14 protein-coding genes are annotated in these 14,002 nt (G+C 71.4%); 9 read left to right on the top strand and 5 right to left on the bottom strand.

Annotated elements, in window-relative coordinates:
* Positions 1-72: 72 nt before the first annotated feature.
* From ABT041_RS28310 to ABT041_RS28295, 4 genes are all read left to right on the top strand, one after another.
* The gene (locus ABT041_RS28310) at positions 73-1,089 is read left to right on the top strand and encodes a sugar-binding transcriptional regulator (protein WP_502976609.1); all 1,017 of its coding nucleotides are present in this window, start codon (positions 73-75) and stop codon (positions 1,087-1,089) included.
* 51 nt (positions 1,090-1,140) lie between these two features.
* A complete protein-coding gene (locus ABT041_RS28305; protein ID WP_351189458.1) occupies positions 1,141-1,575 on the top strand; it encodes a guanyl-specific ribonuclease in 435 nt (144 codons plus the stop codon).
* Positions 1,562-1,894 (top strand): barstar family protein, encoded by a 333-nt coding sequence (locus ABT041_RS28300; RefSeq protein WP_351189456.1) that lies wholly within the window; start codon positions 1,562-1,564, stop codon positions 1,892-1,894. The genes ABT041_RS28305 and ABT041_RS28300 overlap by 14 nt, the downstream gene beginning before the upstream one ends.
* 101 nt (positions 1,895-1,995) lie before the next feature.
* The gene (locus ABT041_RS28295) at positions 1,996-3,438 is read left to right on the top strand and encodes a GuaB1 family IMP dehydrogenase-related protein (protein WP_351189454.1); all 1,443 of its coding nucleotides are present in this window, start codon (positions 1,996-1,998) and stop codon (positions 3,436-3,438) included.
* 72 nt (positions 3,439-3,510) lie between these two features.
* Here ABT041_RS28295 and ABT041_RS28290 read toward each other — a convergent pair whose 3' ends face one another.
* On the bottom strand, positions 3,511-4,275 hold the full coding sequence (locus tag ABT041_RS28290; protein WP_351189451.1) for a class I SAM-dependent methyltransferase: 765 nt from the start codon (positions 4,273-4,275) through the stop codon (positions 3,511-3,513).
* A 108-nt stretch (positions 4,276-4,383) separates the two neighbouring features.
* On the opposite strand from ABT041_RS28290, the gene ABT041_RS28285 reads away from it, so the two are divergent.
* On the top strand, positions 4,384-4,968 hold the full coding sequence (locus ABT041_RS28285; RefSeq protein WP_351189448.1) for a TetR/AcrR family transcriptional regulator: 585 nt from the start codon (positions 4,384-4,386) through the stop codon (positions 4,966-4,968).
* A 33-nt stretch (positions 4,969-5,001) separates the two neighbouring features.
* On the opposite strand, the gene ABT041_RS28280 is transcribed toward ABT041_RS28285, so the two are convergent.
* Positions 5,002-5,991 carry a GDSL-type esterase/lipase family protein gene (locus ABT041_RS28280; RefSeq protein WP_351189446.1) on the bottom strand — a complete coding sequence of 330 codons (990 nt, stop codon included), beginning with the start codon at positions 5,989-5,991 and terminating at the stop codon, positions 5,002-5,004.
* Positions 5,992-6,346: 355 nt separating this feature from the next.
* On the opposite strand from ABT041_RS28280, the gene ABT041_RS28275 reads away from it, so the two are divergent.
* The gene (locus ABT041_RS28275) at positions 6,347-7,819 is read left to right on the top strand and encodes an amino acid permease (protein WP_351189443.1); all 1,473 of its coding nucleotides are present in this window, start codon (positions 6,347-6,349) and stop codon (positions 7,817-7,819) included.
* Between the two features lie 10 nt (positions 7,820-7,829).
* Positions 7,830-8,285 carry an Lrp/AsnC family transcriptional regulator gene (locus ABT041_RS28270; protein ID WP_351189440.1) on the top strand — a complete coding sequence of 152 codons (456 nt, stop codon included), beginning with the start codon at positions 7,830-7,832 and terminating at the stop codon, positions 8,283-8,285.
* Between the two features lie 62 nt (positions 8,286-8,347).
* Here the strand turns inward: ABT041_RS28270 and ABT041_RS28265 are convergent, their stop codons facing one another.
* Entirely contained in the window at positions 8,348-8,908 is a 561-nt protein-coding gene (locus ABT041_RS28265; RefSeq protein WP_351189438.1) for a Repetin, read from the bottom strand.
* 287 nt (positions 8,909-9,195) lie between these two features.
* On the opposite strand from ABT041_RS28265, the gene ABT041_RS28260 reads away from it, so the two are divergent.
* On the top strand, positions 9,196-10,002 hold the full coding sequence (locus ABT041_RS28260) for a carbon-nitrogen hydrolase family protein (RefSeq protein WP_351189436.1): 807 nt from the start codon (positions 9,196-9,198) through the stop codon (positions 10,000-10,002).
* Between the two features lie 56 nt (positions 10,003-10,058).
* A complete protein-coding gene (locus ABT041_RS28255; RefSeq protein ID WP_351189433.1) occupies positions 10,059-11,756 on the top strand; it encodes a flavin monoamine oxidase family protein in 1,698 nt (565 codons plus the stop codon).
* Between the two features lie 4 nt (positions 11,757-11,760).
* On the opposite strand, the gene ABT041_RS28250 is transcribed toward ABT041_RS28255, so the two are convergent.
* The gene (locus ABT041_RS28250; protein WP_351189430.1) at positions 11,761-12,468 is read right to left on the bottom strand and encodes a DUF5995 family protein; all 708 of its coding nucleotides are present in this window, start codon (positions 12,466-12,468) and stop codon (positions 11,761-11,763) included.
* A gap of 73 nt (positions 12,469-12,541) precedes the next feature.
* Positions 12,542-13,936, bottom strand: a complete 1,395-nt coding sequence (locus ABT041_RS28245) for a uracil-xanthine permease family protein (protein WP_351189428.1) — start codon at positions 13,934-13,936, stop codon at positions 12,542-12,544.
* Positions 13,937-14,002 lie beyond the last annotated feature (66 nt).

Raw genomic sequence — 14,002 nt, 5'->3', positions numbered from 1 at the left:
CCACATCGGAACGTGACTTCCGTACGTGAACAGCGGTACGTGAACAGCAGTGAGGAGATCGCGGTGGCGGGTATGTCGGCGGGACGGTCAGCCCTGCGGATGGGCCCCGCGGAGCTGGTGCAGGCGGCGGCCATGGCCCGCCGCTTCTACCTCGAGGGCAAGTCCAAGATCCAGATCGCCGAGGAGTTCGGCGTGAGCCGCTTCAAGGTGGCCCGGGTCCTGGAGACCGCCCTGGAGCGCGACCTCGTGCGGATCGAGATCCGCGTACCGGCCGAGCTGGACGCCGAGCGCTCCGACGCGCTCCGCGCCCGCTACGGGCTGCGCCACGCCGTCGTCGTCGAGTCCCCGGCGGAGGGCGACGACGAGTCGCCCGACCCGGAGAACCTCGGCGAGGTCGCGGCCGACCTGCTCGGCGAGCTCGTCAACGAGGGCGACGTCCTCGGCCTGGCCTGGGGCCGCTCCACGATCCACATGGCGGCCGCCCTCGACCGGCTCCCGCCCTGCACGGTCGTCCAGCTCACCGGGGTGTACGACGCCGGAACCGCCGAGCGCGGCTCCGTCGAGGCCGTGCGGCGCGCCGCCCAGGTCTCCGGCGGCGAGGCCCACCCCATCTACGCGCCCATGCTGCTGCCCGACCCGGCGACCGCCGCCGCGCTGCGCAGCCAGACCGGCATCGCACGGGCCTTCGAGTACTTCGACAAGGTCACCGTCGCCTGCGTCTCCATCGGCTCCTGGGAGCCGGGCATCTCGACCGTCCACGACATGCTGTCCGACGCCGAGCGCGCCCACTACGCCTCCCTGGGCGTCGCCGCCGAGATGTCCGCGCACCTCTTCGACGCCGAGGGCCGCCGGGTCGGCCGCGACCTGGGAGAGCGCTGCATCACCGTCGAGGCGGACCGGCTGCGCCGCATCCCCGAGGTCGTGGCGATCGCCGGCGGCCAGCGCAAGGCGGCCGCGATCGGCGCGGTGCTCCGCTCCGGGCTCGTCACCAGCCTGGTCACCGACCGCGCCGCGGCGGACTACCTCCTCACCGAGTCCAGCCCGGGCACCCACCCGGCGCTCGACCGCAAGGACCCCGACGGCAGCTGAACGCGCGCGGCCCTGGGGGCCGGAGCCGTCCCGCAACGGTAGGTTCGGGACATGTCGCTCCGGCCCCTGCGCGTACTCCTCGCGCTCGTCCTCGCCGTCCTCCTGGCCGGCTGCTCCCCGGCGAGCGGCGGCGGGACCGGTACGGCCGCCCCGACCCGTAGCGCCACCACGGTCTCCGCGCCCACCGGGACCTCGGGACTCCCCACCGTACGGGTGGCGGACCTGCCGCCCGAGGCGCGCAAGACGCTCGCCCTCATCGCGCGCGGCGGCCCCTTCCCGTACGCCAAGGACGGCACGGTCTTCTCGAACTTCGAGCGGGTCCTGCCCCGCGAGGAGCGCGGCTACTACCACGAGTACACCGTGAAGACCCCCGGCGAACGCGACCGGGGCGCCCGGCGCATCGTCACCGGCCGGGGCGGGGAGACGTACTACACGGACGACCACTACGAGACGTTCCGGGAGGTGGTCGCTGATGAGGATCGATGACGCCGTCCTCCTGGACCTGCACGGGGTCACCGACAAGACCACCTTCATGAACCGCTGCGTGCGCGCACTGCCCCTGCCCGTGTGGTTCGGCCGCAACTGGGACGCCCTCGCCGACTCCCTCGCCGATATGCGCGAACCCATGGCGGTCGTCGTGACCGGCTGGCAGGCTTATGCCGAGGCCAGTCCCGAGGACTGGGCCATCGCCCAGGAGGTCTTCTCGGCGGCGGCCCGGGCCAGCTCCGAAGGCCTCGTGGTCCTCCTCTCGCTCGGTCATTTGGAGGATCCGACAGCGCCCCCCGCCCAAGGCTCAGACGTTTAGCCCGGACCGTCCGTGCCACCCCTCGTGGGACAATGAACTACGTGCTTTTTCCCCTGGCTGAAATGCCTAGGGGCCGATCCGAACGACTGGGATGTCAGCACGTGCGTTTCCTCAATGACGTCAAGCCGCCCTACGACCTGACGTACGACGATGTGTTCATGGTGCCGAGCCGCTCGGCCGTCGGTTCCCGCCAGGCCGTGGACCTCTCCTCGCCCGACGGGACCGGGACCACCATCCCGCTCGTCGTCGCCAACATGACCGCCATCGCCGGCCGCCGGATGGCCGAGACCGTCGCCCGCCGCGGCGGCCTGGTCGTCATCCCGCAGGACATCCCGATCGAGGTCGTCACCGACGTCATCTCGTGGGTGAAGAGCCGCCACCACGTCCTCGACACCCCGATCGTCCTGGAGCCGCACCAGACCGTCGCCGACGCGCTGTCCCTGCTGCCGAAGCGCGCCCACGACGCCGGTGTCGTCGTCGACGAGAACCGCCGCCCGGTGGGTGTCGTCACCGATGCCGACCTCTCCGGCGTCGACCGCTTCACCCAGCTCTCCGAGGTCATGTCCAAGGACCTGCTGCTCCTGGACGCCGACATCGACCCGCGCGAGGCCTTCAACACCCTCGACGCCCACAACCGGCGCTACGCCCCGGCCGTGGACACGGACGGCAAGCTCGTCGGCATCCTCACCCGCAAGGGCGCCCTGCGCGCGACCCTGTACTCCCCGGCCGTCGACGCCCAGGGCCGGCTCCGCATCGCCGCCGCCGTCGGCATCAACGGCGACGTCGCCGGCAAGGCCAAGCAGCTGCTCGACGCGGGCGTGGACACGCTCGTCATCGACACCGCGCACGGCCACCAGGAGTCGATGATCTCCGCGATCAAGACCGTCCGGGCGCTCGACCCGCAGGTCCCGATCGTGGCGGGCAACATCGTGGCCGCCGAGGGCGTCAAGGACCTCATCGAGGCGGGCGCCGACATCATCAAGGTCGGCGTGGGCCCCGGTGCCATGTGCACCACCCGCATGATGACCGGCGTCGGCCGGCCGCAGTTCTCCGCCGTCCTGGAGTGCGCCGCCGAGGCGAAGAAGTACGGCAAGCACGTCTGGGCCGACGGCGGTGTCCGTCACCCGCGCGACGTCGCCATGGCGCTCGCCGCCGGTGCGTCCAACGTGATGATCGGCTCCTGGTTCGCCGGGACGTACGAGTCCCCGGGCGACCTCCAGCACGACGCCCAGGGGCGTGCGTACAAGGAGTCCTTCGGCATGGCCTCGGCCCGCGCCGTCCGTAACCGGACCTCGGACGAGTCCGCCTACGACCGCGCCCGCAAGGCGCTGTTCGAGGAGGGCATCTCCACGTCGCGGATGTTCCTCGACCCGCAGCGTCCGGGCGTCGAGGACCTGATCGACTCGATCATCGCGGGCGTGCGGTCCTCCTGCACCTACGCCGGTGCGGCCTCGCTCGCCGAGTTCGAGGAGAAGGCGGTCGTCGGCCTCCAGTCGGCGGCGGGCTACGCGGAGGGCAAGCCGCTGCACGCGAGCTGGAGCTAGTCGCTCGCTGCGATGCGTAGGCCGTGGGCCCCCGGGGAGAGATCTCTCCGGGGGCCCACGGCGTTCCGGCCGTCAGGCGGGGTCACGCCGTACGGCGGTGACCGCCAGCGTGGCGTAGTGCATCGTGAAGCTGCCCCCCGCCGCGTCGACGGCGGCGCCCACCCCGGCCAGCACCTCCTCGAGTGCGGCCTGCGGGAGCCGCGTGAAGGCGCCCTGGGTGGGCAGCTGATCCAGCCACTCCTCCCGGGTGTAGACCTGTTCCCAGTCGAACCGCCACCGCTCGGGCTCGGCGTACCCGTCGACCTCCCGTATCCCGGCGGCCGCTTTGTCGCACAGCGCCGCGTACGCGTCCACGGCCGGCACCGTCCCCTGTCGTGCGGCGAGCGAGTCGGGCACGACCCGGCGGTAGACCTCGGCGACCGCCTCCGCCACGTCGGGCTGGGGCCGGCCCGCGTTCCAGAACAGGGCGAGCAGGCCGTGGGGGCGCAGGGCCTGTGCCGCCCTGGCGGCTCCGGCGACCGGGTCCACCCAGTGCCAGGTCTGTCCGGAGACCACGGCGTCGAACCGCCGGTCTGCCGGATCCCAGGCCTCGAACGGCGCCACCTCGACGTCGAGTCCGCGCCGGCGCGCCAGGTCGGCCATCCGGGCGTCGACGTCGACCCCGAGCACCCGGCATCCGGCCGCTTCGAACTGCCGGGCCACGATGCCGGTGCCGCAGCCGACGTCCAGGACGTCGCGGCCGGGTGCGGCGGTGAGGATCCGGTCCACCAGGGCGGTGGGGTAGCCGGGCCGGGCCCGGTCATAGCGTTCGGCGTCCGAGCCGAACGACTCCGCCACCTGTCGGTTCTCATGGGCGTGCGGGCGAGGAGCTCGCTCCGACGGTAGAGTGGGCATGTGCCCACTATTAGTGGGCGCATGCCCACTCGTCAATCCGGGAGACGTACGGTGCCCACGGGAGTAGCCATCCGCGACGTGCGCGGCCAACTGTTCGACGCTGCTGAGCGCGTGCTGGTCCGGGAGGGGCCGAGCGCGCTCACGAGCCGGGCGGTCACCCTGGAGGCGGGCTGCGCCAAGGGCGTCCTGCACCGGCACTTCGCGGACTTCGACGACTTCCTCGCCGAGCTCGTACGGGACCGCGTCGCCCGTATCGACGGTCATGCCGCCGCCCTGCACGCGTCCGCCGGAGCCGGCACCGTCACCGACAACCTCACCCGGGCGCTGCTGGAGCTGTTCGATCCGGTCGCGGTGGCGGTCATCAGCCTCGTCACCTCCCGGGACGGTCTGCGTGCCCGACTGCGCGAGGCCAGGCCGGTCGGTGTCCCGATCCTCACCGATGCCGCGACCGCACTCGCCTCGTACCTCACGGCCGAGCGCGAACTCGGCCGCATCGCCGCGGACGGCGACGTCGACACGCTCGCTCCCACCCTCGTGGGAGCCGCGCACATGCTGTTCGCCGACCGGCAGGGCGTTCCGCCGGAGGCCGGAGACATCGGCAAGGTCGTGAACGCGGTCGTGCCCGGCGCCCAGTGAGGCCCCCGGCGGTGACGGCGCAGGTGGTGCGGGTCAGGTCTTGAGGGCGTCGCGCAGCGCCGACGCCACCGCGTCGGCCAGGCGCGCGTGCCCCGCGTCGTTCGGATGGAGGCCGTCCGCCAGGTGTTCCGGGCCCAGGAGCGGGCGGCCCGGGAGGAGCCGGAGGTGCGGGTCGCCCTCCGTCACGAGGTCCCGGGCCGCGCGTTCCATCGCCCGGCGCAGCTCCGTCAGCGTGGCCCCGAGGGCGTTGCGGGTGTGTTCCGCCTCGGGGCGCAGGACCGGCGAGACGATGAGCAGCGGGGTCTCCGGGTGGCCCCGGCGGACCAGGCCCACGAAGGCGCGGACCGTCGCGTAGAGCCAGTCGGCCGTGGCCGGTACCCGTGACCAGCAGTTGGTGCCGAAGGCCAGGGTGATCAGATCGCCCGGGAGTCGGGACAGCTGTTCCGCCAGGGGCAGCTCGCCCCTCGCCCCGCCCGCGTACCCCAGATTCACCGTGTCCAGGCCGAGCAGCCGGCCCGCCGTGGCCGGCCAGGAGTGCGCCGGGCGGGTCGACCACCAGCCCTCGGTGATCGAGTCGCCGTGGACGAGCCAGCGGGGCCGCGCCGGGGCGGGGGAGAGGGCGCCCCCGACGGCCCTCAGGGCGAGGAGCAGGGGCGCCTGGGCCTCCGGGAGGTGGACGGCGAAGAGGCCGCCGTCCGGGGGGAGCGGGAGCCTCACGACGGCCTCCGGCGCCGGAGCCACGCAGGCCTCCCCGACGAGCCGGGTGCCCTGCCAGAGGGCGAAGCAGTGCCGCAGCCCCCGCAGCGGGTCGTCCGCCGCCGGGACCGCCGCCCGGTAGCGCAGCTCCACCGCGCGCGTACCGGGCGCGGCCGTGAACTCGATCCGTACCCCGATGGGCAGCGCGGCCCGCTCCGCGATGTCCCACGGCAGCCGTTCGAGGTCGTCGGGGTCGGCGCGTACGGGCCGGCCGTCGTCCAGCCAGGCCGTGCCGCGCAGGAAGGGCGCGGGGTCGAGCCACTGCACCGGAACCTCCGATCGGGGGTCGCGAAAGGCGGTCGTCAGGGGCTCGCAGCGTGCGTCATTCCGCATGAGGAGTCCATACGCGTGCGCGTGCCGGTTCACACCCCGATGTGTCGATTCATGCGGGGGCGCGCAATGTTTGCCCGTCTGTGCCCGAAGCGCGCAATGATCATCCGGCAGTGCGCAACAACCCTGCATTACGACTGCGAAGCTTCGCCCCTTAGGCTCATGCCTCGTACCAGGAGTGGCGGCGACCGCCTGCTCGGCGGTTTCCGTCCCCCGTGGGTCTGCTTCGGCATGCCCGTGAACCGCCGCGGTCGCCTCCCAGACGTTCAGGCAGCGATAAGGAGCCTCCGCAGTGCTGGATCAAGGCGCAGCCCCACCGGTCGACGACACGACCACCCCCAAGACCTCCGCTCTCGGCGCACTGGTCCGGCGCAAGCCGGTGGAACGCCTGGTGGATGAGGGTGGCCAGGGAGAAGGCGGCAGTCTTCGCCGCTCGCTCTCGATGTGGCAGCTGACCATGATCAGCATCGGTGCCACGCTCGGCACCGGCATCTTCGTCGTCCTCGGCGACGCCGTCCCGAAGGCCGGCCCCGCCGTCACGATCGCCTTCGTCATCGCCGGTCTCACCGCCCTCTTCTCGGCGCTCTCGTACGCCGAGCTGGCCGGTTCGATACCCGTCGCCGGGTCCTCCTACTCGTACGCGTACGCAACGATGGGTGAACTCGTCGCCTGGGTCTGCGGCTGGTGCCTGGTCCTGGAGTACGGCGTCTCCGTCGCCGCCGTGGCCGTCGGCTGGGGCGAGTACCTCAACGAGCTGCTCGACGGCACGATCGGCGTCACGATCCCCGACGTGCTCTCCTCGGCCCCGGGCGAGGGCGGCGTCATCAACCTGCCCGGCCTGATCGTCGTGCTCCTCGCGATGGTGTTCCTGCTCGGCGGCGCCCGTGAGTCCGCCGTCGTCAACACGATCATGGTCGCGGTGAAGATCGTCACCCTCGTGATCTTCTGCGCGATCGGCTTCATGGGCTTCAAGTCCGGCAACTACAAGGACTTCATGCCGCTGGGCATGACCGGCGTCGGCGCCGCGAGCGCCACCCTCTTCTTCTCGTACATCGGCTTCGACGCCGCCTCCACGGCCGGCGAAGAGGCCAAGAACCCCAAGCGCGACCTGCCGCGGGCGATCATGCTCTCGCTGCTCATCGTCACCGTGCTGTACGTCCTCGTCGCGGCCGTCGCCGTCGGCGCCTGGCACTGGAAGGCCTTCGAGGGCTCCGAGGCCACCCTGGCCGCGATCATGAACGACGTCACCGGGCAGACTTTCTGGGGCACGATGCTCGCCGCCGGTGCGGTCATCTCCATCGCCAGCGTCGTCCTCACCGTCCTCTACGGCCAGACCCGCATCCTCTTCGCGATGGCCCGCGACGGCCTGGTCCCCAAGGTCTTCGGCAAGGTCAGCGGCAAGACCGGCACCCCGCGCGTGAACACGGTCATCGTCTCGCTCTTCTGCGGCGCCCTCGCCTCGGTCATCCCCCTCGGCAAGCTCGTCGACGCCACCAGCATCGGCACCCTCTTCGCCTTCGCCCTGGTCAACGTCGCGGTCATCGTGCTCCGGTACACCCGCCCCGACATGCCGCGCACCTTCAAGGTGGCCCTCGGGCCGGTCTTCCCGGTCCTCGGCTTCGTCTTCTGCGCCTACAACATGTTCAGCCTCGACGCCGTCACCTGGAAGGTCTTCGGCGGATGGATGGCCGCCGGGCTCGTGTTCTACTTCCTGTACGGCATTCGCCGCTCCCGACTGGCCACCGCAGCAACAGCAGAGAAGTGATCCACCCGTAGTGCGACTCAACGACCTCGACGAACGCATCGTCCACGCCCTCGCGGAAGACGCCCGCCGCAGCTACGCCGACATCGGCGCGCTCGTCGGACTCTCCGCCCCCGCCGTGAAGCGGCGCGTGGACCGGCTCCGGGCCGAGGGCGCCATCACCGGATTCACCGTACGGGTGGACCCGGCGGCGCTCGGCTGGGAGACCGAGGGCTTCGTCGAGATCTACTGCCGGCACAACACCTCGCCGGAGGACATCCGGCGGGGTCTGGAGCGGTACCCCGAGGTGGTGTCCGCGTCGACCGTCACCGGTGACGCGGACGCCGTCGTCCAGGTCTTCGCCTCGGACATGCGCCATTTCGAGCGCGTCCTGGAGCGCATCGCGGGCGAGCCCTTCGTGGAGCGCACCAAGTCCGTCCTGGTGCTCTCGCCGCTCCTGCGGCGGTTCTCCTCGGGCTCGCCGGCGTAGTTCGTCGGGAGAGGGGCGGTGCGGGCCGTGGTTCCCGCGCCGCCCCTCGGTCGTTCCCGGGATCACTCCGTCGGGTACTCCAGCTGCCAGGGCAGCACCGTGAAGTCGCCGGTGCCCGACCGCACCTTCTCGAAGGGGGCCGAGCTCAGGCAGGGCGGCACCTCCAGGTTCGTCTCGCGCCCGACCCAGCTGTAGCCCAGACGGTCGTGCTTCCCGTCGTCGTGCACCGAGACCCCGACCCGCTTGTCACGGAAGGCGTCCACGTCGGTCTCGATCACCTTGCCCGTCACCACGGCCACCTTGCCGCCCGTGGTGAGGCAGTCGACCTTCGCCACCGCGTAGCCGCCCTTCCCGTCCTTGTAGTGGCTGAAGCGGAAGGTGCCGGTCGCGGCCTGCGGATCCTTGTTGTCCCTCGCCGCCAGATGCGCGTCGAAGCTGAACGTGATGTCGTCACCGGCCGGGCGGTACAGCTTGGCCGTCCCGGTCAGCGCCGCGGCCTCCCGGACTGTCCGGTGCCCGTTCCCGTGCCCGCCGTCCGCTCCCGAGGCGACGGCGACACCCCCGGCCCCCAGGGTCAGCAGCACGGCGGCGGCGACGGCGACGATCTTCGTACGGCGGTTCATCGTGGTCCCTTTCGGCAGGTCGTCCGGCAGGTCTTCCGGACGACCACCACTCTTCCGCGCGGGATCCGCCCGGGCGTCGCGCCGCAGAACGGTCCTCGTCTCCGCCGCGCGGCGGGGGAGCCGTACGACTGCGGTCGGAGCCGTACGCAACGAATCGACGCCCCGCCCGCCCATCGCGCAACGGTTCGACGGTCGGTCCGCAACGCTGCCGCCTTGTCCCGGGAGAGCGCGAAACCGTACCGTTTTTGACGTCTTCCCCCTCAACTTCCGACCCCCGAGGATCGCCGATGCCCGCGCTGCGCACCGCCCTGCTCCAGAGCTCCGGGGAGCTCGGTGACGTGGCCGCCAACCTCAAGGTCCTCGACGAGGCCGCCGCCCGCGCCGCGGCCGCCGGCGCGAGCGTGCTGCTCGCCCCCGAGCTCTTCCTCACCGGCTACGCCATCGGCGCCGACATCGCGCGCCTGGCCGAGCCCTCCGACGGCCCCTCCGCGCGCGCCGTCGCCGCCATCGCCGTGCGCCACGGCCTCGCGGTCGGCTACGGCTACCCGGAGCGGGACACCGAGCGGCACGGCGTCCTGTACAACTCCGCGCAGCTCATCGGCGCCGACGGCGTCCCCCTCGCGCAGTACCGCAAGACCCACCTCTTCGGGGACTTCGAGCTGAAGTGGTTCACCCCCGGCGACCGGGCCGTCGTCCAGGCCGAGCTCGACGGGCTCACCGTCGGCATGATGATCTGCTACGACGTCGAGTTCCCCGAGAACGTGCGCGCCCACGCGCTGGCCGGTACGGACCTCCTCCTCGTACCGACCGCGCTCATGCACCCCGCCGAGGTCGTGCCGCTGTCCGTGGTGCCGGTCCGCGCCTTCGAGAACCAGCTCTACATCGCGTACGCCAACCGGACCGGCCCCGAGGGCGACTTCGAGTTCGTCGGCCTCTCCACCCTGGCCGGCCCCGACGGCACCGCCCGCGCCCGCGCCGGGCGCGGCGAGGACCTCGTCCTCGGCGACGTCGACCCGGCCTTCCTCGCGGCATCCCGCGCCGAGAACCCCTACCTCCGCGACCGGCGCCCGGGCCTCTACGGCTCCCTCGTCTGAGTCCTCAGTCCTCCTGACCCGCCTCACCCTTTTTCCGTGCAAGGAGTCCGTACCCCATGACGTCCACGGTGCCCACGACCGCCGTCCCCCACAGCGACGGCCAGCCGCCGATCACCATGTTCGGTCCGGACTTCCCGTACGCCTACGACGACTTCCTGGCCCACCCGGCCGGCCTCGGCCAGATACCGGCCACCGAGCACGGCACCGAGGTCGCGGTCATCGGCGGCGGTCTCTCCGGCATCATCGCCGCCTACGAGCTCATGAAGATGGGCCTCAAGCCCGTCGTCTACGAGGCCGACCAGATCGGCGGCCGGCTGCGCACCGTCGGCTTCGAGGGCACCGGCACCGAGGGCCTCACCGCCGAGATGGGCGCCATGCGCTTCCCGCCCTCCTCGACCGCCCTCCAGCACTACATCGACCTGGTCGGCCTGGAGACCAGGCCCTTCCCGAACCCGCTCGCCGAGTCGACCCCGTCGACCGTCGTCGACCTCAAGGGCGAGTCGCACTACGCCACCACCGTCGACGACCTCCCGCAGGTCTACCGCGACGTGATGAACGCGTGGAACGCCTGTCTCGACGAGGGCGCCGACTTCTCCGACATGAACCAGGCCATGCGCGAGCGCGACGTCCCGCGCATCCGTGAGATCTGGTCGAAGCTCGTCGAGAAGCTCGACAACCAGACCTTCTACGGCTTCCTCTGCGAGTCCGAGTCCTTCAAGTCCTTCCGGCACCGCGAGATCTTCGGCCAGGTCGGCTTCGGCACCGGCGGCTGGGACACCGACTTCCCCAACTCCATCCTGGAGATCCTCCGCGTCGTCTACACCGAGGCCGACGACCACCACCGCGGCATCGTCGGCGGCTCGCAGCAGCTGCCGCTGCGCCTGTGGGAGCGCGAGCCGGAGAAGATCGTCCACTGGGCGCAGGGCACCTCGCTCAGCTCCCTCCACGACGGCACGCCGAAGCCGGCCGTGACCCGTCTCAACCGGACCGCCGGCAACCGCATCACGGTCACCGACGCCTCCGGCGACATCCGCACGTACCAGGCGGCGATCTTCACCGCACAGTCCTGGATGCTGCTCTCCAAGATCGCCTGCGACGACTCGCTCTTCCCGATCGACCACTGGACGGCGATCGAGCGCACCCACTACATGGAGTCCTCGAAGCTCTTCGTGCCGGTCGACCGGCCGTTCTGGCTGGACAAGGACGAGGAGACCGGCCGTGATGTCATGTCGATGACGCTGACCGACCGGATGACCCGCGGCACGTACCTCCTGGACGACGGCCCGGACAAGCCGGCGACGATCTGCCTCTCGTACACGTGGTGCGACGACAGCCTGAAGTGGCTGCCGCTCTCCGCGAACGAGCGGATGGAGGTCATGCTGAAGTCGCTCGGCGAGATCTACCCGAAGGTCGACATCCGGAAGCACATCATCGGCAACCCGGTGACGGTCTCCTGGGAGAACGAGCCCTACTTCATGGGCGCCTTCAAGGCGAACCTGCCGGGCCACTACCGCTACCAGCGCCGCCTGTTCACGCACTTCATGCAGGACCGGCTGCCCGAGGACAAGCGGGGCATCTTCCTCGCCGGCGACGACATCTCCTGGACGGCCGGCTGGGCCGAGGGCGCGGTGCAGACGGCGCTCAACGCGGTCTGGGGCGTCATGCACCACTTCGGCGGCGCGACCGACGGCACCAACCCGGGGCCGGGCGACGTGTACGACGAGATCGCCCCGGTCGAGCTGCCGGAGGACTGAGTCCTCAGGGGCGTGTCAGTGGGGTGAGCAGCATCCGCCCCACCAGGCCCACCGAGCGGTCGAGGCGTTCCGTGAACTCCCCGGCCAGCTCGGGAAGGCCGCGCAGCTGCCAGAGCGAGCGCGCGGCGAGCCAGGCCCCGTCGCGGGCCCGGTCCAGGCTCCAGCAGCCGAGCAGATGCGTCAGCGGGTCCGTGATCTCCAGGAGGTCCGGGCCCGGCATCAGTTCCTCCCGGATGCGCTCCTCCAGGAGGACGAGGATGTCGCCGACCCGGTCGAACTCGTCCTCCAGGTCGGCCGGCGCGCACTCCAGGATCCGGCAGGCGTCGACCACCGCGAGCGCCAGGTCGTGGCCGATGTGGGCGTTGATCCCGGCGAGCGCGAACTGCAGCGGCCGTACGCCGGGATGGCGCCGGTAGTGGAAGAGGGGCCGCCAGCACGCGGGCGCGGGGCGGCCCGTCGAGGCGGCGTCGACGGCCGCGAGATAGCGCTCGGCGAACCGCACGTCGAGGGTGGCGGCGGCCCGCCGGTCGGCGAAGGTGCCCGCGTCGAGGGCGTGGCCGATCTCCTCGGTGACCGTCAGATAGACCCGGTTGAAGACGGCGACGCCGTCCGCCGGATGCCAGGCCGAGCGGAGCGCCCGCATCCGGTCCACCACGGGGTCGACCGCGACGAACTGGCCGATCCGGTCTTCGGTCCACTGGGTCTGCGCCATGGGGGCAGGCTCCCAGTCGCCGGGCCCGGGAGGGAACTCCTCGGGCCCGGCTTACCCAGAACGGGCGAATCACTCAGTTCTTCGACGCGTCTTCCGTGCTCTTCTCGTACGAACTGGTGCCGGCGTCGAGGAGCGGCTCCTGCTCCTTGAGGTGGGCCGGGGCGAAGGCCCGCAGCACGTGGTAGCCGGTGATGACGACGATCGTGCCGAGCGCGATGCCGCCCAGCTCGAAGGTGTCGGTGAAGGTCAGCTTCACGCCGCCGACGCCGATGATGATGCCGGCGGCGGCCGGGACCAGGTTGAGCGGATTGCGCAGGTCGACCTTGGCGTTGATCCAGATCTGGGCGCCGAGCAGGCCGATCATGCCGTACAGGATCACGGTGATGCCGCCGAGGACACCGCCGGGGATCGCGGCGACGACCGCGCCGAACTTGGGGCAGAGGCCGAAGAGCAGCGCGAAGCCGGCGGCGGCCCAGTAGGCGGCGGTCGAGTAGACGCGGGTGGCGGCCATGACGCCGATGTTCTCGGAGTACGTGGTGTTCGGCGGGCCGCCCACGGCCGTCGACAGCATCGAGGCGGCGCCGTCGGCGGCGATCGCGGTGCCGAGCTGGTCGTCCAGGTTGTCGCCGGTCATCTCGCCGACGGCCTTGACGTGTCCGGCGTTCTCCGCGATCAGCGCGATGACGACGGGCAGCGCGACGAGGATCGCGGACCACTCGAAGCTCGGGCCGTGGAGGGAGGGCAGGCCGATCCAGTCGGCCTTGGAGACGCCGGAGAGGTCGAGCCGCCAGTGGTCGGTGACCTGGCCGCCCGGGGACATCGAGTGGATCTTGCCGAAGACGAGGTCGAAGATCCACGAGATGCCGTAGCCGAAGACCAGGCCGAGGAAGATCGCGATCCGGGACCAGAAGCCGCGCAGACAGACCACGGCAAGACCGGTGAACAGCATCACCAGCAGCGCCGTCCACTGGTCCTGCGGCCAGTACGTGGACGCGGTGACCGGCGCCAGGTTGAAGCCGATCAGCATGACGACGGCGCCGGTCACGATCGGCGGCATCGCCGCGTGGATGATCCGGGCGCCGAACTTCCGCACGGCGAGACCGGCCAGGAAGAGGACCGCGCCGACGACGAGCACCGCGCCGGTCACGGTGGCGCTGGTGCCGCCCGAGGCCCGGATGGCGGCGGCGACGCCCACGAAGGAGAGCGAGCAGCCCAGGTAGGACGGGACGGTGCCGCGGGTCGCGAGCAGGAAGATCGCCGTCGCGACACCGGACATCATGATCGCGAGGTTCGGGTCCAGACCCATGAGGACCGGGGCGACGAACGACGCCCCGAACATGGCCACGACGTGCTGGGCGCCGAGGCCGACCGTACGGGGCCAGGAGAGCCGCTCGTCCGGGCGGACGACCGCTCCCGGAGCGGGTGTTCTCCCGTCGCCGTGCAGGGTCCAGCGCACGCCGAGGTTCATGAGGTCGCTCCCGTTCTCCGGTTCCGGCGGCCGTGTCGCGACCGCAAAAGATCAGCCACATGGTAT

Source organism: Streptomyces sp. NPDC002825 (genome assembly GCF_040295385.1).
Lineage (GTDB): Bacteria > Actinomycetota > Actinomycetes > Streptomycetales > Streptomycetaceae > Streptomyces.
Note: the sequence above shows the minus strand (reverse complement) of the source record. Positions and strands in the feature narration are given on the sequence as shown.